The sequence below is a fragment of the Myroides sp. ZB35 genome, assembly GCF_001865835.1.
Lineage (GTDB): Bacteria > Bacteroidota > Bacteroidia > Flavobacteriales > Flavobacteriaceae > Flavobacterium > Flavobacterium odoratimimum.
This window is the reverse complement of record NZ_CP017769.1, coordinates 1,488,901-1,513,563: the sequence shown is the minus strand read 5'-3', so window position 1 is coordinate 1,513,563 and position 24,663 is coordinate 1,488,901. Positions and strand designations below refer to the sequence as shown.

Here is a 24,663-nt window from a genome sequence, read left to right as displayed (position 1 = left end):
AGACACTTCAAAAACATTGATTAAAAGAGAAAATTATGTCAACAACACTTATACATACTGATATCAGAAGCCTATTAAAACAAAGAACATTAGTACTCGATGGAGCAATGGGTACAATGCTTCAGGCTTACCGATTCTCAGAAGAAGACTTTAGAGGAGAGCGCTTTGCTGATTTTGCTCATCCTTTAAAAGGAAATAATGACTTGTTGTCTATCACTCAACCTGACGCTGTAAAAGAAGTACACAGACAATATCTTTTGGCAGGAGCTGATATTTTATCTACGAATACCTTCTCGGGTACTACCATTGCTATGGCAGATTATCACCTTGAAGATATAGTATACGAACTAAACTACCAATCGGCTAAGATAGCGCGAGAAGTAGCAGACGAAGTAGAGGCCTTAGACCCTAATAAACCTCGTTATGTAGCAGGAGCTATTGGTCCGACGAATAAGACAGCGAGTTTATCTCCTGATGTAAATAATCCAGAATACCGTGCCATTACTTTTGAAGAACTACGCATAGCGTATAAACAACAAGCAGAAGCATTATTAGACGGTGGATGTGACTTACTATTAGTCGAGACTATATTCGACACACTTAATGCTAAAGCAGCTTTATTCGCTATAGACGAGATACAAGCAGAACGAGGTATCGATATTCCGATTATGATTTCAGGTACGATAACTGATGCTTCGGGGCGTACCTTGTCAGGGCAGACTGTTGAGGCTTTTCTGATTTCTATAGCACATATCCCTTTGTTGAGTATAGGGTTTAACTGTGCTTTAGGAGCAGAACAATTAGAACCGTATGTAAAACAACTAAGTCAACACGCAGCAGTGAATATCTCTGCTCACCCGAATGCTGGTTTACCAAATGCCTTTGGAGAATATGACCAAACACCAACAGAGATGAAAGAACTAATCGATAGCTTCTTGAGTCAAAACTTGGTACAGATTATCGGAGGTTGTTGTGGTACTACACCAGAGCATATTAAGTTAATTGCTCAGGCAGTAGCAGAACACAGTAAAGATAGACAACCAAAGCAATTCAACCTAAAGCCCGTACTTGCCTTATCTGGATTAGAACCACTATATGTAACTGCCGAGGCTAACTTTATCAACATAGGAGAGCGTACCAATGTTACAGGTTCTCGTAAGTTCCTGCGTTTGATTAAAGAAGAGAAATTCGACGAAGCCTTAGCTGTTGCAAGAGAACAAGTAGAGGGTGGTGCTCAGGTTATAGACATTAATATGGATGAAGGGCTGTTAGACGGTGTACACTGTATGACTAACTTCCTTAATCTTATAGCCTCTGAACCAGATATTGCGAAAGTTCCTATTATGATTGATAGCTCTAAATGGGAGATTATCGAAGCAGGACTACGCGTAGTACAAGGTAAAGCGATTGTGAACTCTATCAGCCTAAAAGAGGGAGAAGAGTTATTTATCGAACACGCTAAATTAATCAAACGCTATGGAGCTGCCTCTGTAGTAATGGCATTCGACGAAAAAGGACAGGCAGATTCCTTAGAAAGACGTATAGAGATCTGTCAACGTTCTTATGATATATTAGTCAACCAGGTGAACTTCGCACCTCAGGACATCATCTTTGACCCTAACATATTTCCTGTTGCGACAGGAATGGAAGAGCACAACAACAATGCTTTGGACTTCTTTAATGCCACCAAATGGATTAGAGAGAACCTTCCTTACGCCAATGTAAGTGGTGGTGTAAGTAATGTTTCTTTCTCGTTTAGAGGGAATAATAAAGTACGTGAAGCGATGCATGCAGCCTTCTTATACCATGCAATACAGCACGGTATGAATATGGGTATAGTGAATCCTGAGATGTTAGAAGTGTACGATGAGGTAGACAAGGATCTAATGGAACACGTAGAAGACGTGTTGCTAAATAGACGTGATGATGCGACTGAACGCCTATTAGACTTTGCTGAAAGTATTAAAAATGAAAGTGCTATTCAATCAACCGAAATCAAAGTAGAAGAATGGCGTTCAGGTAGTATCCAAGACCGACTAACACATGCATTAGTAAAAGGAATAGAGACTTATGTCATAGAAGATACAGAAGAAGCTCGTCTAAGCGTACCTCAACCTATCCAAGTCATTGAACAATACCTAATGAATGGAATGAATGTAGTCGGTGACCTATTCGGAGCAGGTAAGATGTTCTTACCACAAGTAGTAAAGTCTGCACGTGTGATGAAGAAGGCTGTAGCCTATCTACTTCCGTTTATTGAAGAAAGTAAAAAACAGAATGCAGAAGCCTCTGTAGGTAATGCTGGTAAGATACTTATGGCTACTGTGAGAGGAGATGTACACGACATCGGTAAGAATATTGTAGCTGTGGTATTGGCTTGTAATAACTATGAGATTATAGACCTTGGGGTAATGGTTCCACCTGAGAAGATTATTGAAACAGCTATTAAAGAACAAGTGGATATCATTGGGCTAAGTGGTTTAATCACACCTTCTTTAGACGAGATGGTACACTTAGCTAAAGAATTAGACAAGGTCAATAGCAATATTCCAATCATGATTGGTGGAGCAACTACTTCACGTGTTCATACAGCCGTGAAGATAGCACCAGAGTACAAGAATTGTGTTGTACATGTACACGATGCCTCACGTTCAGTTACCATTGCTAATCAGTTATTACAAAAAGAAATTGAAGCAACATTTAAAGATAACATCAGAGAAGAATATGATCAGCTAAGACGCGATTACTTAGGTAGAGCAAGAGACAAAAGCTATATCACAATAGAACAAGCAAGAGCTAACAAAGTCAAGATAGAATGGGATGCTAAAGACATTGTTAAACCCAACTTTATCGGTACGAAAACCGTAACAGTAGAGTTAGACGAATTATTGCCATTTATAGATTGGGCACCGTTCTTCCGTTCTTGGCAGTTGTATGGTAAGTTCCCTCAGATATTAACAGATGAGGTAGTCGGGCAGACAGCTACACAAGTATATGATGATGCCTTGATTATGTTAGACAAGATTATTAATGAACGTTGGTTCGAAGCACGAGGTGTCTTAGGTATTTTCCCTGCAAATCAAGTTAATGATGATGATATCGAAGTGTACAATGAACAAGGAGAAACATTAGATAAGTTATTAACACTGCGTCAACAATCATTAAAGAATATCAAGGCTCCGAATATTGCCTTAGCGGACTTTGTTGCTCCAAAAGAAAGTGGATTAGAAGACTACATTGGTTTATTCGCAGTCTCAACAGGTTTTGGAGTAGATGAAATAGCAAAAGAATACGAAGACGACCTTGATGACTATAACGCTATTATGGTGAAGGCATTAGCAGATCGTTTAGTAGAAGCCTTTGCAGAATATCTACACCATCGTGTCCGCAAAGAAATATGGGGATATGCTTCTGCAGAACGCCTTAGTAATGAAGAACTGATAAAAGAAGCGTATCAAGGTATCAGACCTGCACCAGGATATCCTGCTTGTCCTGATCATTTAGAAAAAGGTACAATATGGAAACTCCTACAAGTCGAAGAACGAATAGGTGTTAGTCTAACAGAAAGTTATGCGATGTTCCCTGCTGCTGCAGTATCTGGTTACTACTTCGCCCACCCACAGAGTAGATACTTTGGGTTAGGTAAGATAGAACAAGATCAATTAGAAGATTATGCCAATAGAAGAAATATATCAATAGAAGAAGCTGAACGTTGGTTATCTCCCAACTTAGCACAAAATAATAAATTAACGACGAACGAATCATGAAAGTAACAGAACATATCCAAAAAGCAAACGGTAAAACACAATTCTCTTTTGAGATATTACCTCCCTTAAAAGGACAAAATATTCAAGGAATATTTGACTCTATCGAACCGCTAATGGAGTTTGATCCTCCTTTCATAGACGTAACGTATCATCGAGAAGAATATGAGTACAAAGAAGCTGGCAACGGACTGTGGGAAAAAAGAACAGTTAGAAAAAGGCCAGGAACTGTCGGCATTTGTTCGGCTATCCAAAATAGATTCAAGTTGGACGCCATACCGCACATCTTATGTGGAGGATTCACCAAAGAAGACACCGAAAACTTCCTCATAGACCTTGATTTCTTAGGTATTGATAATGTTGTAGCCCTTAGAGGTGATGCTGTGAAGAACGAAACTTACTTTAAGCCTGAACCTAAAGGAAATAAGTATGCCTCTGATTTAGTTACCCAAATAAGTGAACTTAACCAAGGTATCTATTTAGACCCAGAGCTTGAGAATACCAGTAAGACTGACTTCTGTGTTGGAGTAGCAGGTTACCCTGAGAAACACATGGAAGCACCTAACTTTGACACAGATCTTAAATACCTAAAGCAGAAGATAGACAACGGAGCAGAATACATCGTTACGCAAATGTTTTTTGACAACAGTAAGTTCTTCGCCTTCGTAGATAAATGTAGATCTATAGGTATTGATGTGCCGATTATCCCAGGACTAAAGCCTTTAGCTACCTTAAGCCAACTCAACCTATTACCTCAACGTTTTAAAGTTGACTTACCAGATGATTTGGTTGCTGAGGTACTCAAAGCAAAAGACAATACTGCCATCCGCGAGATCGGTATCGAATGGTGCGCACAGCAGTCAAGAGAGTTGATAGAAGCAGGAACCCCAATAGTACATTACTACTCTATGGGTAAATCTGACAATATCAAGAACATCATTAAGCTTGCAACAGTTTAGAGAACAGGGAGCGGTTGACCATTTGTAGACCGCAAACTAATAAGCTCGTTATTTATAATTTTTTGGTTGTGATAAACCTCTTGTCTTAAGGCAAGAGGTTTTATGTTTTTATACAAATCATAACTCCACAAAAAACAAACCATCTATATCATGCTGAAGAATGAACTTACGTATAAAGCTCCACAAGATACATAAGGTAGAGACGCAAAATCTTGCGTGTCAAACACAGTAACCACAATAAAATTTACACATACAACTCCACAACATACATAAAGTAGAGAAGCATATCTTGCGTGTCAAACACAGTAACCACAACAAACATCTACCATCAATGTTGCACAATAAAACTTACGCATACAACTCCACAACGTACATAAAGTAGAGACGCATATCTTGCGTGTCAAACACAGTAAACACAACAAACATCTACCACCAATGCAACACAATAAAAATTACGCATACAGCTCCACAACGTACATAAAGTAGAGACGCAAAATCTTGCGTATCTTGCGTATCGCACACAGTAACCACAATACATTCAAATGTAAACAACAAAACAATATTTCAAAGAACAGCCTCTAAGTGAACTTAAAAGGTAACTGATACACTATCAATCACCCTCCAAAAGTACTTCTCTTATCTATTGTTCTTTTTAATACTGACTATTCTGACTATGAATGATATCATTTAATCACTTTTAGTAGCAGAAAGTAGGACACTGTAGCTAATAGGACAATATAAAACATCCCTAATTGTCCATCCCCAATTAAACTCCTCCCTATAATCAGTGATTTAAAACAATATTTTCAACCTCTAATAGGTTATATATTAAACCATCTATTACATTTGTTAATGTAAAACAATAACTATGAAAAAGACACTCAAACTATTAACCCTAATGTTATTCATAACATTGGCCTCTTGCTCTAAATCAGCAGAATACGGAGAAGCCTCTGCTGTTGCTTTAGAAGATATCAGCACAACAGATGCTGCTGCAGAAACCACTACTGAAGCACCACAATCCACAGATTCTACTCAAGATATCACTGTACCTGAGCGTATGATAGTCAAAGAAGGGAATATACGTTTCGAAACTTCTAATGCACAAGAAACTCGAGCTAATATCGTAGCAAGTAGCAAAAAACTCAACGGATATCTATCACAAGACACATCAAATGTCTATGGCAATCGCACTGAACATACCATTGTGATTCGCGTACCAGCAAAGAACTTCGAAACCTTGTTAGAAGGAGTTACCCAGACTGCCACTAAAGTAGATAGCAAAAATATCAATGCCCTAGATGTAACCGAAGAGTTCATCGATATAGAAGCGAGAATCAAGACGAAAAAAGAAATAGAAGAACGCTATAAAGAACTACTTAAACGCGCCAATACAATAGATGATATTCTAAGAATAGAAAGAGAACTAGGGACTCTACGTGCAGATATTGAGTCATTCGAAGGACGACTAAAGTATCTAAAGAGTAGAATATCACTAAGTACCCTTACGGTAACTTTCTATGAAAAAGGAGAATCAACAACAGGCTTTGGATATGAAGTATCATCTGCCTTTGGTTCTGGATGGAGTAATCTTTTATCATTTGTGATAGGGCTATTCTATATCTGGCCATTTATCTTAATCTCAATTGGATTAATCTTGATCATCAGACGTATCAGAAAACGCAGAAAACAGAATAAAATAAACTAACATAAAGCAAAAGTCCTACTGTGACAGTAGGGCTTTTTATATTTCTTTAATTGTATAACTACCTGCTTTATGTGACACGCAAAATCTTGCGTCTCTACAGCAACACCCTACCTATACCTAATGCCACAGGCAAAAACCGTAAACTGTGAACCATTAACCGTAAACCAAACATTCCTAATTCTAAATTCCTAATTCCTCATTAGAAATCTCTTCCTTCATCTCTAACAGATTCAAATCTCCATCGTATAGAGCATGGAATACAAAAGGCTTATTCTCTAAGATGTATTTATAGATAAACCAATCTGTTTTCGGAGTAGGTACATTCAGCAAGTCCTCATACGCTATCCACTCTAAAGTTCCCTCGTTACAGTCAGGAGGAGTGACAACATCGATATCTGCTACATACACATAGCTTAGCCAATTATACTTCACAGGAGAAGTCTCTGTAAGTATTCCGCAGAACTTCACCTTATCTACTCTTATCCCTGTCTCTTCAAATGTCTCACGGATCACCCCCTCTTCAGGAGTTTCGTAAGGTTCTATCTTACCTCCCACAGGAGTATACGTATCTTTATTGGGTTCTTTTAAACGTTTTAGAAGCATAAAGTTATTCCCATTTCTCAACACACACAGTGTTGCTATTCTTTTTATTCCTAACGGAACAGCAGTTGTACTCATCCTATTGCTCGTTTAATAATTCTTGAAAGCGTTCTACGAATTGACTAACGTGATATCCATCCATCAGTGCATGGTGTCCATGTATAGATACTGCCATGCGCTTACGACCATTCTCCTCCATTACTTTTCCAAAAGAAACCTTAGGACAACTATCTGGGAAGTCAAAGTTACGTGCATGACTCATACTCGTAAAGTCTAGCCATGGCAAAGCTGAGATATGTAATACATTCTCACTATTCGACGCAGGTAATAATGAAGTTGACTGCTGTACACTCTCTATTTCACTTTTTGCCTCTGCGAAGAAAATCTGCTTATCAGCGTAATAATTCATATACGCAAACCCAAAAGTTCCATTAGGTCTATTGATGGTAGGTGATGCGTGCACCTCATCATACAGATATACCTCGTTATCCACTATTCTATATCTAAACACCTCTACCTCATTCGCTGCTCTAAGTGCATCGTGTAGATAAGTAAGGAAGAAAGAATCCTCATTCGCTTTAGCTCTATTATACACCGTAGTACAATCTACTTGCACTGTAATACCAAAGAAAGGTTCTGTAAACTGTTTAAAAAAAGCATACTGCTCCCCTCTCTCCCATTTAGTGGTATCAATCTTAGTTCTCATTTTGTTGTGTTGTTTTATTCACAGCGAAAATATATGTAATCTTCTTGATGGTAAAAGACTTTTGTCCTGTTGATATTTAATAGATAATCATTCTTAGATACGTCTATCTTAAAACTTCAAATAAAGACGCATTATAAAACAAAAAGCACGGGTATATTCCGTGCTTAGTATACTTAAATTACTCTATCTCTTCTAATATAATCGACTTAAGGTCTGCCTTAGATCCATTAACTTCTTTTATAAACTTCCCATCAGGGCTAAATAATAAATAAGATGGAGTACTCATATTTCGGTACATAGCCATCATAGGGTGAAGGTCTCCTTCTTTATTCCAAATTATGTTTCCTTTCTTTCCTTTTAACTTATAATACTCCTGTGCTTCTTTCAGATTATCACCTGTGTGATAAGTCACATACATTACTTTATCCTTTAGCTCTTCAGCTATCAAAGCAGTCTTAGGAGCCGCCATATAACAATATCCACAGTTAACATGTGAGAAATCAAGCAATACATACTTTTCTTTAAAGAAGTCACTAAACTTAACTACCTTACTTTTCAAATCTAATGCGGTAAAGTCATAATATATATCTCCTACTTCTAATTGTTTAGAATCACATAAAGTCTTTAAAAACTTAATCTCACTTCTATCCATATTTATAGGATCCACTAAGCTATACAAAGTCTTAAACTGTTCTTCTGTAAATTGATCTACATAAAACCTAATTAAATGTCTACCATAATCAGTATTAATATGTTTCTTAAGAAACTCATACTGACGCCCAGCATTTTCTTTTCTAATAGCATCTAATTCATCTTTGTACTTAGCGTATGCTACTTGAGGCTTAGCCCCCTCTCCGATTTCCTTTTCTATAATCTCGTTAATATCATTGCGCTTCTTATCAAGATCTTTACTTAATGAATAGTTCTCATATCTCAATCCATCATACTTCGAATTTTTAGCAACTACCTCATTAGGAAAATTATCAATAGAAGCATCGATAGTCACATCTTCATTGCCTAAGAAAAAAGAAGTATATTTTATAGTCTTATCATAAAACACTGTGATAAATACAGAAGTAGGTGCTTCTTTTAGATCAACCTCTACATCTATCACACCATCCTTTAGATAGAACTCCTTTTCTTTCTCTCCTCCTGAGATACTAAGTTTAGTCTTATTATCTATCCCTGTAATCTTACCTGTTACGTGTAGTTTATCTTGCGCCATTACTCCTATAGAGAAGAATAATGCGATTAACATCATTAGTTTATTCATCATAGCTTACTATTTAATCTCTACAAGATAGGTAATTCAACTTATACAGAACAATATTATTCAAAGAATAACCTTCTCCCTCTTTATGATTTCAAATAACCTCTGCCCCCTCATGGAGATAATGACCTCATTAGCTCTTTTTGCACAGATATGCACTTTCTTATTACACATAGATAACTGTGGTTCAATACATTAATGCTTTTGCATTTATTTTTATTCGGAAGCTATTCGGTAACACCCAGTATTTACTTGGGATAAGAGGTAGCTTACCGAACTGTATTCAGGTTGTACCCGAACCATCTACTATAGATTAAGATAGAAATAAAGCATTATTTGTATAAAAATGATACTTATTTGAATTTTTTTATTCTCTTTTAGAGGTAAAAATTGGTCAATTCGAAATAATGTCTATTTTTGTTATACAACCACAAAAAACGATATTGATATATGAGACCAGATTTGTTTCAGGCACCTGATTATTACTTATTAGATGACTTGTTAAGTGATGAACACAAGTTAATTAGAGATACAGCGAGAGCATGGGTGAAGAAAGAAGTTTCTCCTATTATAGAGGACTTCGCTCAACGTGCAGAATTTCCAAAACAATTAATACCAGGGTTAGCCGAGATAGGTGGATTCGGTCCTTATATCCCTACAGAATACGGAGGAGCAGGATTAGACCAAATTTCGTATGGACTAATCATGCAGGAGATCGAGAGAGGAGATTCTGGTATTCGTTCTACCTCATCAGTACAGTCTTCACTCGTGATGTACCCTATCTGGAAGTACGGTAATGAGGAGCAACGCATGAAGTACCTACCTAAGCTAGCGACAGGAGAGTATATCGGATGCTTCGGATTGACAGAGCCAGATCACGGTTCTAACCCTGGTGGGATGCTGACTAATTTTAAAGATATGGGAGACCACTACCTACTAAATGGGGCTAAAATGTGGATTTCTAATGCTCCATTCGCAGACATCGCTGTAGTATGGGCTAAGAATGAAGAAGGGCGTATACACGGGCTGATCGTAGAGCGTGGAATGGAAGGCTTCACTACTCCAGAGACACATAATAAGTGGTCACTGAGAGCTTCGGCTACAGGGGAGTTAATATTCGATAATGTCAAAGTACCTAAAGCTAACTTATTGCCAAACAAATCAGGGTTAGGAGCACCTCTAGGCTGTCTAGATTCTGCTAGATATGGTATCGCATGGGGAGCTATTGGAGCAGCTATGGACTGCTATGACACAGCACTTCGCTACTCGAAAGAGCGCATACAGTTCGACAAACCTATCGGTGCGACTCAGTTACAACAAAAGAAATTAGCAGAGATGATCACAGAGATCACTAAAGCACAGCTATTAACCTGGAGATTAGGCGTGCTGAGAGACGAAGGAAGAGCTACTTCTGCACAGATCTCTATGGCTAAACGAAACAATGTGGCTATGGCATTAGACATCGCACGTGATGCGCGTCAGATGTTGGGAGGTATGGGTATCACTGGAGAATACTCTATCATGCGCCACATGATGAACTTAGAATCTGTAGTGACCTATGAAGGGACACATGATATCCACTTGTTAATAACAGGTATGGATGTGACAGGATTCCCTGCATTTAAGTAATAAATATCTTTATAGATAAACTTTATACAAAGAGCTTCGCCTTTCGGTGAAGCTTTTTTACTTTTGTACTAAATTTTAGAAGATATGACTATTCAAGAAATCAATGCACAGATAGCTGAAGAAAGAAATGCGTTACTTCAACACCCTCTTTATAATAAAATAAAGACTATCCCTCACTTATGTACATTTATGGAAGGGCATGTATATGCGGTATGGGATTTTATGTCATTGCTTAAAGCGTTACAACAACAATTGACTTGTACTACGACTCCTTGGTTTGCCTCAGAGTTTCCACAGACACGCTATTTGATCAACGAGATTGTACTAGCAGAAGAGTCAGACCTAGCCTATGATGGACAGCGTCTGAGCCACTTCGAGATGTACTTAGATGCGATGATAACGGCTAAAGCAGATACTACTGCTATCGAAGCACTTATCCGCACTCTTAAGTCTGGTACACCTATCTTCGAAGCGATAGCACAGACAGACTTAGATGAAGGGGTAAAAGAGTTTTTAAACTTCACATTCAAGACTATCGAAGGAGGTAAAGCACATGAGATCGCAGCAGCCTTCACATTTGGTCGCGAAGATTTGATACCAGATATGTTTACTGAGATCTTAAAAGGTTTTCAACAAAACTTCCCTGAGACAGACTTGACAAAACTAGTGTATTACTTCGAACGTCATATCGAACTAGATGGAGATGAGCATGGTCCGATGGCGATGAAGATGATCTCTGAGCTATGTGGAGATGATCAACAGAAATGGCAAGATGTCATCGCAATCTCTAAACAAGCACTTATAAAACGTTATAACTTGTGGAATTCTATCGAAAAATTTATAAAAATCAAGTAAGTTTAACGTTTACAAAACACTAATTTCTCATTAATTTACATATATTTACACAAAAGCATTAAAAACATGAAATTGAAAGGTAAAAACGCAATTATCACCGGAGGTGGAAGAGGATTAGGTAAAGCTACTGCTATTGCTTTCGCTCAAGAAGGGATAAACGTTGCTATTACTGGTAGAAACGAGAAAACATTACAAGCAACTGTTACAGAGTTAGAAGCATTAGGAGTGAAAGCTACTTATGCGGTATTCGATGTGACTGATAAAGCAAAAGTAAAAGCTGAAATAGCTAAATTAATAGAAACATTAGGAGGAGTAGATATATTAGTGAACAATGCTGGTATATCAGAATTCGGAAAATTTACAGATATGTCTGCTGAGCGTTGGGAAGAGATCTTACTTACTAACGTGATGGGAGTCTATAATGTGACTAGAGAAGTACTACCTCACTTAATAGATCAGAATGAAGGAGATATCTTCAACGTAGCTTCTACAGCTGGTCTTAACGGAAATGCAACTACGTCTGCATACTCTGCGTCTAAATTTGCAGTGATCGGGATGTCTGAATCACTAATGAAGGAAGTGCGCAAAAACAACATTAGAGTATGTACACTAACGCCAAGTACTATCGCATCAGATATGTCTATAGAATTAGGGCTTACAGATGGTAACCCTGATCATATCTTACAGCCAGAGGACTTCGCAGAGCTTATCGTAGCTACATTGAGATTACCAAGAAGAGCAATGGTTAAAACAGCATCGCTGTGGACAACTAATCCTCAATAAAATAGAAGGAGAGGTTTGACTCCTATTCTTTCTTATTACTTATTATGATTACAACCTAAACTCGCTATTTTAGCGAGTTTTTTATTGTATTATTTTTTTATTTAGCAACCGTTTTTTTATTTACTTTTGCGCCGATTTATATTCATTCTTTCGTCATGATACGAAAAATAACACGCTTCTTTTTAAAGCTAGCACTTCTCTTTTTTGGACTGAGTATTTTCTCAGTACTAGTCTTTCGTTTTGTCCCTGTACCTTATACCCCACTGATGTTTATCAGACTGTATGAACAGGTCAAAGACGGCAAACCAATGACACTACAACATAAATGGGTACCTCTAGACGACATCAATGTCAATCTACAGAAGGCAGTGATCGCTAGTGAGGATGGACACTTCTTGACGCATAATGGTTTTGATTTTAAAGCCATAGAGAAAGCAATGAAGAACAATGAAAAAGGCAAAAAGATCAAAGGCGGTAGCACCATCTCACAACAGACTGCTAAGAATGTGTTCTTATGGCCAGGGCGTAGTTATATCCGCAAAGGCTTTGAAGCGTACTTCACTGTACTGATAGAGTTCTTATGGCCTAAGGAGAGAATCCTAGAAGTCTATCTAAATAGTATAGAGATGGGTGATGGTGTCTATGGAGCACAGGCTGCGGCAAAGCATTGGTATAATAAAGATGCTAAGAGCTTAACTGCTAATCAAGCAGCAGGTATTGCGGTCATCCTACCGAGTCCGAGACGATATAAAGCCAATAACTCTGGACCATATATCGCGAAAAGAAAGAATACAATCACACGTTATGTGAACAACTTCGGTCCTCTCGATTTTAATAAGAAAGGAGCTAATAAAACAGAGAATAAAAAGAAGTAATCCTATTTTAACTATTTAAATTACAGTATTAACATAGTTTTTTTATAACTTTGTTAGGAACTAAAATAAATTCCTATGAAAAAAGTATTGTTATCATTCGCAGTAGTTGGATTATTATTCGCTACTTCATGTAAGGACACAAAAGCTGAAGAAACAACTCCAGCTGTAGAAAACACAGAAGCTACAACAGAAGAATCAGCTGCTGTATCAGAATTTGAAAAAGCTAAAACTGAAGCTGAAACAAAATTAGCTGATGCTAAGAAAGCAGTAGAAGAAGCTGTTAAAAAAGGAGACAAAAAAGCACAAGAAGAAGCTAACAAAGCTTTGGAAGCTGCACAAAAAACTTGGGATGACGCTAAAGCTAAATTCGAAGAAGTAAGCAAAAAAGCTGGTGATGCAGTAGAAAACGCTAAAGATGCTACTGAAGAGAAAGCAGAAGAAGTAAAAGAAGCTACTGAGAAAAAAGTAGAAGAAGTAAAAGAAGCTACTGAAAAGAAAGCTGATGAAGTAAAAGGTGCGATGAAAGACGCAGCTGACAAACTAAAAAAATAGTATTTATAGAATACGGAAAGGAGCTCATGACGAGCTCCTTTTTTTGTTTAGTCTTATAAGGATACTATAAATTTTATAGATATTTTTAATATCTTCATAAATATAAACAATTACGTATCAATGGTATTACCTATTTAATTTTGTACATTTACATAGTAATAAAAAATCAGAAATACTATGAAAACAAATATCGGTCTTACAGACAACGCACGTCAATTCAATGCAGAAGTACTATCTAAATTATTAGCAGATGAGTTTATCCTTTACACTAAAGCGAGAAATGCTCATTATAACGTAACAGGGGTAGACTTCCATTCTAAACACGTATACTTCGAAGAACTATATACAGAACTAGCAGTGAATGTAGATGCTGTAGCAGAACGTATTAAAACACTAGGACACTATGCTCCTTCTTCTTTAAAAGATTACTTAAAACTAACTCACTTAACAGAAGAGAGAAAAACTACAGATACAGATAGTAAGTCTTGGATTGCAGAATTATTAATAGACTATGAGGTAATCGTATCATTCATCAGACAGAATATAGATGCTATCGAAGAGTCTAATGATAAGAGTACTGCTGACTTCTTAATCGGCTTAATGGAAGCGCATGAGAAAACAGCTTGGATGCTACGTTCTCACTTAGGATAATCAGTGAAACAACATTATATCAAGGTTTGCCTTTTTTGGGCAAACCTTTTTTGTTACTTTTACCTCAAACAACAATAACCAATATGAAAAAGCTATTTATGTTGGGAGCAGTATTATCCCTACTAGTATCGTGTTCTCAGCCTAAAACAGATATAGAAAGAGCAGAGGTATTCCAAAAAGAACTCAACAAAGAGTTTAGCGACTCTAAAACATCTCCATTACCTAAAGATGCGCTAAAGAAGTTTAAAGGACTTGATTTCTTCCCTATAACAGAAGATTATGTTGTAGAAGCTAAACTAGTTCGCACACCAGACGAAAAGCCTTTTACGATGCCTACAACGACTTCGAATAAGCTGAATTATGTCAAATACGGAGAACTACACTTTACATTAGACAAAAAAGAACATAAAGTAGATGTCTTTCAGGATCTAGATATTCTAAAAAAAGAAGACTATGCTAATCATCTATTCTTACCATTTACAGATCTTACTTCTGGAGTGACTACTTATGGTGGAGGTAGATATATAGATTTAGAAATACCAGAAGGAGACCTTATCACTCTAAACTTTAATCAGGCTTATAATCCATTCTGTGTGTATAACCCTAAGTACTCATGCCCTATACCACCTGAACAAAACTTCATAGAAGTAGAAATAAATGCTGGTGTAAAAAATTATAAATACGAATAAGCAGAGTAGCAAGAAACGGATTGTGAGTGAGTAAGAGTCAATATACTTTTGGGTTTCTAAATACAATAAAATGAAACTAAAAGGTAAAATAGCGCTTATCACTGGTGGAACTAGTGGTATCGGTAAAGCAACGGCACTCTTATTTATCCAACACGGTGCGCAGGTCATCATCACAGGTAGAAATAAACATACTGTAGACAGTACAGTAGCAGAACTAGGTCATCAGACTATAGGTATCGTCTCTGACGCTGGTAATATAGTAGATCTAATGCATCTAAGTGAACAGTTACGTCAATATACTACTCGTTTAGATATCGTATTTGTCAATGCTGGCTTTGGCAAATATGCTCCACTAGAGCTAATAGACGAGACGCACTATGAAGAGATGTTCAATACTATCGTTAAGGGGACTCTATTCACTGTACAGCAGGTCTTACCTCTTATGTCTAGTGATAGCGCTATTGTGCTAAACACTTCTATTGTCACAGAAGTAGGGATGCAAAACTCTAGTGTCTATTCTGCTGCTAAGGCAGCTGTACAATCGTTCACTAAGACCTTTGCATCAGAATTAATCAGTAGAGGAATACGCGTTAATGCTGTATCTCCTGGTCCTATCCAAACGAATTACTTCGACCGATCAAACTTATCCAAAGAACAGGTCGAATCTTTCACGACTTCCTTCGCACCACAAGTGCCTATACAGCGCTTCGGTCTAGCATCTGAAGTAGCAGAAGCAGTCATGTTCTTAGCTTCTGATGTAGCATCGTTTATTGTAGGTACAGAACTAAGTGTAGATGGAGGCTTTCCAAAGATAAAAACATCATAAAGAAAAAGGCGATAAATTAAAAAGGCGAGTCAAAATATTGACTCGCCTCTATTTTATTTAAAAACTGTTGTTTCCTATTTCTGTTTCTTGATACCCATATTGTATAATGTAAATGCTTGTAAGTCTCATTCACTTGTATTGAAAAAGTTGCATCAATTTGTCCAACTTTTTAAAGTCAGTCCAAAGACTTTTTTGCACTTTTATTTCTTTAAAGTGAAAGTACTTATATAGACTTTGTAAAAAACAAGAAAAAAATTAATGAGATAATTGAACAAAATAAGAACCTTCTTTCGAAGCTATTAATTTCTTTCCTTTAAATAACTCTAATTTTATATATGGTGATTTAACTTTGTTATCAGGATTATTGGAAACTAAAACCTTTATTTGTGTAGAGTGGTGTTTTCTTTGTTTAATTTCTATTTCACTATTACCTTCTATTTCATATCTATTATTACCTCCCACACCTTCATAAGTTAATATTAAATATGTCTCTTTAGGATTTGTTGTTACTTTTAATCTGTAAGTACTAATAGGGTTCAACTCTTCGTCTTTTGAACAAGAATTAAAACTCATAACACACATTAATACTATAAATATAGCTAATAATTTTTTCATGTTTTTGTTTATAATTTCCACAAACATACATTTTAAAAGTCTAAAATATATGTCAAGATATGTCTTGTTTGTTACAAATTGAGAATTTCTATTTCACTTTTAATCTTAAGAAAGCAAAATTGGTAAAGTGAGAGCAATATAAATTATAGGTATGCATCTGATATTGTGATACTAGTGACATCTATATTTTCTAGAATCATTATTAATCTAATAGAGAAACTGAATCAATAACATACTGGACTGAACTATAACTAAACGAATAAAAATAGGTCTCTTAAAAAAACAAAAGGCGAGTCAAAATATTGACTCGCCTTTATTGGATTTAAAAACTGTTGTTTCCTATTTCAGTTTCTTGATACCCATATTGTATAATGTAAATGCTTGTAAGTCTACGTGCTCTTGTATTTGTTGAGCAATAGATTTACCAGCACCATGTCCTGCATTCGTTTCAATACGAATTAACATAGGGTTATTACCTGTATTTTTAGCTTGTAACTCAGCTGCAAACTTAAAGCTGTGCGCTGGTACTACTCTATCATCATGGTCTCCAGTAGTTACCATTGTAGCAGGGTATGCTATAGCTTTCACATTGTGTAGAGGAGAATATCCTTTTAAGTACTCGAACATCTCTTTACTATCTTCTGAAGTACCATAGTCATACGCCCATCCTGCACCTGCTGTGAATGTGTGGTAACGCAACATATCTAATACTCCTACTGCTGGTAAAGCTACTTTCATAAGATCAGGACGTTGAGTCATAGTAGCTCCTACTAATAACCCTCCATTAGATCCACCTTTAATAGCTAAGAAATCAGATGAAGTATATTTATTGTCAATTAAGTACTGACCTGCAGCGATAAAGTCATCAAATACATTTTGTTTTTGTAATTGAGTACCTGCTACGTGCCATTCTTTACCATACTCTCCACCACCTCTAAGGTTTGGTACAGCATATACACCACCATTCTCTAACCAAATAGCATTAGCAATGCTAAATGAAGGAGTCAAGCTAATATTAAACCCTCCGTAAGCATATAGCATAGTAGGATTCTTACCATCTAACTTAAGACCTTTTTTATGTGTAATGATCATCGGTACTTTAGTTCCGTCTTTAGAAGTATAGAATACTTGTTTAGACTCATATTGAGAAGAGTCAAACTTCACTTTAGGTTGCTCATATACTTTAGACGTACCATCTACTGGATTGAAAGCATAGATACTTCCTGCAGTGATATAGTTCGTGAAAGAATAGTACAATGTAGTATCTGATTTTTTACCACCAAAACCACCAACAGTTCCAACTCCTGGTAATTCTACTACTCTCACTTTCTTACCTGTATAGTCATACTGCTCTACATACGCTACAGCATCTTTTAGGTAGTTAGCGAAGATATATCCAGCTCCTGTTGAAGGTGTCAATACATTCTTCGTTTCTGCGATAAAGTCAACCCAATTCGCTTGTCCTGGGTTCTTAGCATCTACAGTTACTACTCTTGTGTTAGGTGCTTTATAATCTGTTACGATATATAATTTACCATCTTTACTATCTAATACTCCATTACTACTGTCGAAGTTATTTACTACAGTAACAATAGGGCTATTCGCTACAGTAAGATCTTTCACATAAAGCTCATTTCCATAAGTAGAATTAGCAGCTGTAATAATTAAATATTTATTATCACTAGTCACTCCACCACCTACGTAACGTCTCTTCTGATCTTTTCCGAAGATTAGAGCATCCTCTTTCTGAGCCGTACCTAATTTGTGGTAATATAATTTATGTTGATCTGTCTTCGCAGATAATTCACTACCTGTTGGTTTATCATAACTAGAGTAATAGAACCCTTCATTACCAAACCAAGAAACGCCACTAAACTTCACATCTACTAATGTATCACCTATCACTTGTTTTGTTTCTGCATCTAGAACGATAATCTTTCTCCAGTCACTTCCACCTTCAGAGATAGCGTAAGCCACTTTAGAACCATCCTCAGAAAAATCAATACTTCCTAATGATGTAGTACCATCTTTAGAGAATGTATTAGGATCTAAGAATACTTCTTCTTTACCAGCTTCATCTTTGCGGTATAAAATAGACTGATTCTGTAACCCGTCATTTTTAAAGAAATAAGTGTATTTACCTTCTTTAAATGGAGCACCGATCTTCTCGTAGTTCCATGCCTCTTCCATTTGTTTCTTTAGGTCATCTCTAAAAGGAATCTGAGCTAAATAATCAAAAGTAACTTGGTTCTCTGCTTTTACCCAAGCAGCAGTTTCTTCTGATCTATCATCTTCTAACCATCTATATGGGTCAGCTACTTCTACACCGAAGTAAGTATCTACTACCTCACCTTTTTTCGTGTCTGGGTACTTTAGTTCTACATTTGCTTCTTCCGTAGCTCCTTGCTTACAAGAAACTATGATTGTAGCAACTAGTAAAGTCATAAGTGTTTTTCTCATAAATGTTTAAGTTAGTTATTGTTTTCTTAAATAATAAGTTAGTAAATATATCCATAAATATATAAAGAGCAAGGAGGAATCCTCCTTACTCTCTATATATTAACATTATTTCCTATTATTAATGTGCGTGATCGTGGTCGTGATCATGATCTCCCTCTCCTGGGTTTACAATATTCACAGTTCTAAATTCCATAGCTTGGTTACCCGCCTTATCTAATACTTTTACTACAAAGTGGTATTCACCTCTCTTTGCCTCTTTGTCTATTAGAATCTCGTGGTGATGTATATGTGCATTTCGCTGTCCATAGATATCATCCCAGCTATTTTTATATTTAAACGATTTGCGGTGTGCGTTCTCTTCATCATCGTGATCATGGTCATGATCGTGGTCAGCATGTCGTACAGATACACTGTGTGTATGCGTATGCCCCTCAGCTGAGTGAATGTCAATATCATAAGACCCTAAGGCGATATTATCTGATACATCCATATCAAAGTGGATAGTCTCTCCTGCTTCTAAATTAGCTCCTTCTTCTGGTGCGTTTAACACGATCACAGGTTTTTGAGTATCTACATCTGAATCACTCTTCAGACATGATGTAAATAATATACTACTTAATAAAGTTACGCTTGCTATATATTTTAATTGTTTCATTTTTTTAATGTTTAAAAATCCAGATTGTGACTTTATACTTAACCTAGCACAATCTGGAGAATGAGTTAAATGTCTTTGTTCTTACCTAGTGCAAAATGAGTTAACTCTTCTGCAGGTGGTCCTCTTAACCAATAAAAAGGAAACAGACACTCTTTATAGCTGACTACTACCTCGATTACTAATTCATCGTGTACTCTCTCGACCCATAACACTAGTGTGGAGACTATGTGTTCTATAGCATGTGAGAGCTTACATATATACTGCTCACAGTAGTGAATCGTATTACTATCTACATATTCTAATTTAGCTGACTTCTGCCCAAAGTGATGATCAATGATGACATAGTGAAGAGTATTGTTCAGTATAGGTACTAAGAATAAAGTACACCATAGCGAACATACTATAGCACGTATGTTCTTATCTGTCATATCAGAATGGTACTTGTATCATCAATTGTATTGAACGTCCTAACTCAGGTATACCTAATGGTCTGTAGAAGCTCGTATGATTTAATATCTTCGTATCGAACATATTTGAAATAGACAGTGTAGTACGCGCCTTAAACTTACCAAACTGTACTGTAGAAGACACTCCAGCACCGAAGCTCTGACTACTAGGTGTCACTTCTTCTCCCTGTGCAATACGTTCTTGCTCAGCATACCACTTCCCGTTAAAGTACACTTCTGACTCTTTAAACAGATCCGTATCTCTAAAGCTATATCTAACCTCTCCGAATACATTCATCGGAGGAGTGAATGGCAATGGATAAGCTCCGTTCTGCCCATTAGACACTTGCTGATTATAGATATACTCAAGTACTGCTGATATATTTAGACGATCAAAAAAACGTTTCTCTACTTTCCATTCAAAACCGCTAATGATAGCTTCTGACTGGGTATATTCATAAATCTGCCCACTATCTGGTAGTATAGAGAACTTACCTGATGGCTTTAGGTAGATATAATTAGAAAAATAATATAAATAAGGGCTAAACGTCGTATTAAACGTAGGAGTCTTAAACTCTGCTCTAAAGTCTAATGCAATCCCCTTCTCTGGATCAAGATCAGGATTCCCTTTCTCATGTCTAAAAGCTCCGTGGTGAACACCATTAGATGCTAACTCAATAGCAGTGGGGAATCTAAAGTTCGTACCCACGGTAGCTCCAAAATTAAAGTTGTCGTTTAGCGTATACTTTGCTCCTACCATTCCATTCACACTAGTGAAGTCTCTATCTGTAGTCGTACTTCTCTGTGCATATTTATTAGCTAGCTGATCTGCATATCCCTGTTCTTTTAAATAGTCAAATAAGAATTGATCATAAAACGGCTTAACATGTACACTTGCATAGTCAAAGCGTGCTCCTCCTTCTAAAGTCAATTTATCATTCACGAAATACTCATACATCCCGAATACACCTGTACTCTGTCTATTAAACTTGGGTAATAAGAATCCGTATCCGTCAATGGTATTGTTCTGAAAATTCTGTTGTACTCCTAATGTCAACTTATGGTTGTTATCAAATAGATGTTCATACTTCACAGAAGCATCTACTGTATTTAATACAAACTGTAACTCTAGATTAGGGTTAGAACTTGGTGGTGTTTGATCATCGAAGTGAGAGTGAAACAAACTGTGCTCTTGTCTTCTATTATTTTGATAAGCGACCATAAAAGTCCACTTGTCTTGTAATGAACTATCCCATGTAGTCGTATTCACTACCTTAAAGTGATTGACGTTCTGACGTGGGTATTCTATATTGCGGTGATTCCCGTCATCTGCTACAGATGCCACATTAGGCAATCCGTGAGATCCTGGAAAGAATCCACTCTTGTCATAAACATTACTAATGCTCAGGATATTTTTAAAGTTATTATCCACATATCCTATTTGTCCATATAGCGCAAAGTTCTTAGAAGCAGTATTCTTCATTCTATTGCCATAGATAGGAATCACAGTGTTTAAATAGTTTATCTCAGACACAGGTACACGATAGTCCCCTGCATCTTGACCTGTTGCTTTAAACTTATAGAAGAACTTCTCATCTCTTCCCTTTACCTGTACAGAAGCACCATACGAATCGTTAACTGTCTTGCCAAACATAGTGGCACTGCCACTAAACGAGTGTACCTCTGGTACCTTCTCATTATTAATCTTGATCACACCTCCGATTGCATCACTCCCATACTCAATAGTACCTACACCCTTTATCACTTCTACTTCTTCAGTACTGAAGGCATCTATCTCTAATCCATGGTCTGCTCCCCACTGTTGACCTTCTTGTTTGGCTCCATTCTCAGCGACAGCTACACGGTTAAATCCAAGTCCACGAATAATAGGTTTAGAAGCTCCTGCCCCTATCTCCATAGCATTAACCCCTGGTACTGATGTCAAGGTTTTAGCAAATGAGCCTGAAAAACTCTCTACTAGTTGCTTATTACTAACTACCTCAGTATTCGCAATCGTCTTTAGCCCATGTGTCGATACAACTACTTGGTCTAGCAGTGTATTGTCCTCCTTAAGGTGCAAATCTAAATACATATCAGACTTCACTGTAAGCAAGGTATCAACAGTCTTATAACCAAGATATTCAACTAATAAACGGTGTTGACCTGCAGATACAGGTGTAGATATAAATTGTCCTTTCAGGTCAGTTCCAGACTGTAATCCCGAAAAAGTTATATTACTCCCTACTAATGCTTCTCCATATATGTCTGATACCTTACCCTTTACAACATATTGTTGTGCGTAAGTACCAATAGAAGCCACTAGTGAAAGCATAAGAATAGATATTCTCATTTAATCGCTAATAATTTAATTGTACATAAATAATCTATCCCTTTGCAAAGATTGCAAAAGACTTAAACAATAATTTATGCTGATACAGGGGGTGCCCTAAGGGAAAAGAATACCTGAGAAAGAGGTATAATAGATAGTGATACAATATCCTGAACTGATCTGGCTACATCATAAGTAATGAACTCTACAGACAATACATCTGAAGTGATAGCAGGGTTAAGTATAGTATCACAGACAAAACACTTGTCTAGCTGACTATGTGCTTCCTTAAAAGTAAGTTGATCCGATAGATCTCCTCTACTTTCATTAAAATGAGCATGTGTACTGTGTTCTTTTTCATACTCTACTGAAGAAACAATATGCTCAAAACTATGCATAAACTGAAAAACGATGGTAAACATAATGGCTACCACCAACAATATTCTTGATATGTTTTTCTTTGCTTGCATACTGCAAATATAGACAAGAATGCTAGAAATAGACAATATGAATGATAATATTTAATAATTAGTTCATATTGAGAGTCACCCTCTTTCTAATTCTTATTCGATTAATCTCTTTTATAAACAAGGTATTTATTCATTTTCCTACTCTAAAACAATACTTCTTACAATTCTAGCTTTCTCAATACATAACATATTTTAAATCAGAATCATAAACTAAAATCAAATATTCTAACAACAATAAAACAACCTCCTTCCTAAAACACTGTAATCAATATTAAACCACTTCAGTCCTTCGATAGTATAATAAGGTAACACTAGTATACTGATTCCATAGTGATCGCATACTTTTAGCCCTTTTTTATGCGAGCAGTATCCGATAACTATGCGACCACTATGCGATAAGTCCAATTAGGGTTTGTCTCGTCCTACTATAGCTGTACAGTTATTGTTTACCCCATATCTCTAACTGTGTAAATGTGTTCAGCTTAAAGCAAAAATTATTGTTTGTGTTTTGTTACCTTTGTTTTTCATAAAAAATCATTAATAATGAATAGCAGACTATTAGGTAGTATATTAATTATAGCGGGTTCTTCTATCGGTGGAGGAATGTTAGCTATGCCTATCACATCAGCAGGAGTAGGCTTTATAGGGGCTACTTTACTGTTATTTATCATTTGGTTTGCGATGTGTTATACAGCATTGTTGATGGTTCGTATTTATGATTTTAATAGTCCTAAAGATGGCTTTGATACCTTGACTAGAAAGTATGCAGGATTCACTGTGAACAGAATAGCAGGGCTAAGTCTTATGTTCCTAATCTATGGGCTAACAGCTGCATATATGTCTGGCGGAGGGACAATCCTAAAGACGAATATAGACCTTCTCCTAGACACTAATCTAGACGACCGCTTAGCTGTGCTTATCTTCTCAGCTATATTCAGTACTATTGTGATTATTGGGACGAGATGGGTAGATTGGTTTACTCGTATTCTTTTTACAGGTAAGCTTATCTTCTTAGCACTATTAGTGATCGTTATGACTCCGCTGATAGAAGGAGCAAATCTACTTCACATGCCCTTATCACAAGGTCTAGTGATTATGTCTATCCCTGCGATATTCACCTCTTTTGGTTTTCATGGAAGTATCCCTAGTATCGTTGATTATCTAGAGGGGAATAAGAAACTATTAAAAAGAGCCTTTATACTAGGAAGCTTACTACCCTTAGTGATTTATTTAGTTTGGCAGATCGTTATATTAGGAACTTTAGATCAAACTGTCTTTATGCAGATATTGCAAGAACACTCTGAGGTAAAAGGGTTATTACTTAGTATACGAGAGTTGTCGCACTCTACGTATATAGAGACTTTATTTAGTTTCTTTGCAGCAGCAGCATTAGGTACCTCTTTCTTAGGAGTAAGTATTGGATTATTAGATTACTATAAAGATTTGTTTAAAAATAAGTCAAAAAAATTAATCAAGCCTCTAGCTGCTATCTGTACATTCATACCGCCACTACTATTTGCACTCTTCTATCCAGAAGGTTTTATCTTGGCATTAGGATATGCAGCGATAGCAGGTGTTATATTAGCATTAGTTATTCCTGTGGTGCTGTATTTAAAGGCAATGAGATTTCACAAAATCAAAATTTCGTTGTTACAATATTTCATTATCAGTTTTATATTAATACTTTCTTTAGTAATAGTATTTGCACAACTATTAGTCGTTAGCAAAAGCTAAAACCTAAATGTTTTATAAACTTTCTAAAAGTTAGTTAAGAAACGTTTTGTATCATTTTAATTTAGGACTTTACGAGATTCAAAGACC

Annotated in this window: 21 protein-coding genes; 12 read left to right on the top strand and 9 right to left on the bottom strand. The window is 36.5% G+C overall.

Translation table 11 applies throughout. From position 1 onward, the window contains the following. Window positions 1–35: 35 nt before the first annotated feature. From metH to BK054_RS06840, 3 genes are all read left to right on the top strand, one after another. Window positions 36–3,767 carry a methionine synthase gene (gene metH / locus BK054_RS06850; protein ID WP_071307138.1) on the top strand — a complete coding sequence of 1,244 codons (3,732 nt, stop codon included), beginning with the start codon at window positions 36–38 and terminating at the stop codon, window positions 3,765–3,767. Continuing rightward, the gene (metF, locus tag BK054_RS06845) at window positions 3,764–4,723 is read left to right on the top strand and encodes a methylenetetrahydrofolate reductase [NAD(P)H] (RefSeq protein ID WP_006266178.1); all 960 of its coding nucleotides are present in this window, start codon (window positions 3,764–3,766) and stop codon (window positions 4,721–4,723) included. The genes metH and metF overlap by 4 nt, the downstream gene beginning before the upstream one ends. A gap of 868 nt (window positions 4,724–5,591) precedes the next feature. After that, window positions 5,592–6,431 carry a DUF4349 domain-containing protein gene (locus BK054_RS06840; protein ID WP_006266177.1) on the top strand — a complete coding sequence of 280 codons (840 nt, stop codon included), beginning with the start codon at window positions 5,592–5,594 and terminating at the stop codon, window positions 6,429–6,431. 180 nt (window positions 6,432–6,611) lie between these two features. On the opposite strand, the gene BK054_RS06835 is transcribed toward BK054_RS06840, so the two are convergent. From BK054_RS06835 to BK054_RS06825, 3 genes are all read right to left on the bottom strand, one after another. Continuing rightward, window positions 6,612–7,109 carry an NUDIX hydrolase gene (locus BK054_RS06835; RefSeq protein WP_071307137.1) on the bottom strand — a complete coding sequence of 166 codons (498 nt, stop codon included), beginning with the start codon at window positions 7,107–7,109 and terminating at the stop codon, window positions 6,612–6,614. A gap of 1 nt (window position 7,110) precedes the next feature. Continuing rightward, window positions 7,111–7,737 carry a chloramphenicol acetyltransferase gene (locus tag BK054_RS06830; protein ID WP_071307136.1) on the bottom strand — a complete coding sequence of 209 codons (627 nt, stop codon included), beginning with the start codon at window positions 7,735–7,737 and terminating at the stop codon, window positions 7,111–7,113. 178 nt (window positions 7,738–7,915) lie between these two features. Next, complete coding sequence (locus BK054_RS06825) at window positions 7,916–9,013, bottom strand: TlpA family protein disulfide reductase (RefSeq protein ID WP_071307135.1); 1,098 nt, start codon at window positions 9,011–9,013, stop codon at window positions 7,916–7,918. Window positions 9,014–9,457: 444 nt separating this feature from the next. Here BK054_RS06825 and BK054_RS06820 point away from each other — a divergent pair, with 444 nt between their 5' ends. The 8 genes from BK054_RS06820 to BK054_RS06785 all read left to right on the top strand — a co-directional run bounded on the left by BK054_RS06820 (window position 9,458) and on the right by BK054_RS06785 (window position 15,867). Further along, complete coding sequence (locus BK054_RS06820; RefSeq protein ID WP_006262638.1) at window positions 9,458–10,636, top strand: acyl-CoA dehydrogenase family protein; 1,179 nt, start codon at window positions 9,458–9,460, stop codon at window positions 10,634–10,636. An 84-nt stretch (window positions 10,637–10,720) separates the two neighbouring features. Further along, entirely contained in the window at window positions 10,721–11,491 is a 771-nt protein-coding gene (locus tag BK054_RS06815; protein ID WP_006266172.1) for a DUF3050 domain-containing protein, read from the top strand. A 66-nt stretch (window positions 11,492–11,557) separates the two neighbouring features. Then, window positions 11,558–12,274, top strand: coding sequence for a 3-ketoacyl-ACP reductase (locus BK054_RS06810; protein ID WP_006257619.1), 717 nt, complete (start codon window positions 11,558–11,560; stop codon window positions 12,272–12,274). Between the two features lie 155 nt (window positions 12,275–12,429). Beyond that, a complete protein-coding gene (gene mtgA / locus BK054_RS06805; RefSeq protein WP_006262636.1) occupies window positions 12,430–13,149 on the top strand; it encodes a monofunctional biosynthetic peptidoglycan transglycosylase in 720 nt (239 codons plus the stop codon). Between the two features lie 75 nt (window positions 13,150–13,224). Then, window positions 13,225–13,701, top strand: a complete 477-nt coding sequence (locus BK054_RS06800) for a hypothetical protein (protein WP_006266170.1) — start codon at window positions 13,225–13,227, stop codon at window positions 13,699–13,701. Window positions 13,702–13,878: 177 nt separating this feature from the next. Further along, window positions 13,879–14,352: a Dps family protein gene (locus BK054_RS06795; RefSeq protein WP_006257622.1), complete on the top strand. Its 474-nt coding sequence runs from the start codon at window positions 13,879–13,881 to the stop codon at window positions 14,350–14,352. Window positions 14,353–14,450: 98 nt separating this feature from the next. Next, window positions 14,451–15,041, top strand: coding sequence for a DUF1684 domain-containing protein (locus BK054_RS06790; RefSeq protein ID WP_006257623.1), 591 nt, complete (start codon window positions 14,451–14,453; stop codon window positions 15,039–15,041). A gap of 70 nt (window positions 15,042–15,111) precedes the next feature. Beyond that, complete coding sequence (locus BK054_RS06785) at window positions 15,112–15,867, top strand: SDR family oxidoreductase (protein WP_071307134.1); 756 nt, start codon at window positions 15,112–15,114, stop codon at window positions 15,865–15,867. Window positions 15,868–16,122: 255 nt separating this feature from the next. On the opposite strand, the gene BK054_RS06780 is transcribed toward BK054_RS06785, so the two are convergent. From BK054_RS06780 to BK054_RS06755, 6 genes are all read right to left on the bottom strand, one after another. Further along, a complete protein-coding gene (locus BK054_RS06780) occupies window positions 16,123–16,482 on the bottom strand; it encodes a hypothetical protein (protein ID WP_225581463.1) in 360 nt (119 codons plus the stop codon). Window positions 16,483–16,821: 339 nt separating this feature from the next. Beyond that, window positions 16,822–18,927, bottom strand: a complete 2,106-nt coding sequence (locus tag BK054_RS06775) for a prolyl oligopeptidase family serine peptidase (protein WP_071307637.1) — start codon at window positions 18,925–18,927, stop codon at window positions 16,822–16,824. Window positions 18,928–19,060: 133 nt separating this feature from the next. Beyond that, window positions 19,061–19,597: a DUF4625 domain-containing protein gene (locus tag BK054_RS06770; RefSeq protein ID WP_071307133.1), complete on the bottom strand. Its 537-nt coding sequence runs from the start codon at window positions 19,595–19,597 to the stop codon at window positions 19,061–19,063. A 65-nt stretch (window positions 19,598–19,662) separates the two neighbouring features. Then, a complete protein-coding gene (locus BK054_RS06765; RefSeq protein ID WP_071307132.1) occupies window positions 19,663–20,025 on the bottom strand; it encodes a hypothetical protein in 363 nt (120 codons plus the stop codon). Between the two features lies 1 nt (window position 20,026). After that, a complete protein-coding gene (locus BK054_RS06760) occupies window positions 20,027–22,393 on the bottom strand; it encodes a TonB-dependent receptor (RefSeq protein WP_071307131.1) in 2,367 nt (788 codons plus the stop codon). A gap of 74 nt (window positions 22,394–22,467) precedes the next feature. Then, window positions 22,468–22,842, bottom strand: a complete 375-nt coding sequence (locus BK054_RS06755) for a hypothetical protein (RefSeq protein ID WP_071307130.1) — start codon at window positions 22,840–22,842, stop codon at window positions 22,468–22,470. A gap of 543 nt (window positions 22,843–23,385) precedes the next feature. On the opposite strand from BK054_RS06755, the gene BK054_RS06750 reads away from it, so the two are divergent. Next, on the top strand, window positions 23,386–24,576 hold the full coding sequence (locus tag BK054_RS06750) for an aromatic amino acid transporter (RefSeq protein ID WP_006257631.1): 1,191 nt from the start codon (window positions 23,386–23,388) through the stop codon (window positions 24,574–24,576). The last annotated feature ends 87 nt before the right edge of the window (window positions 24,577–24,663 follow it).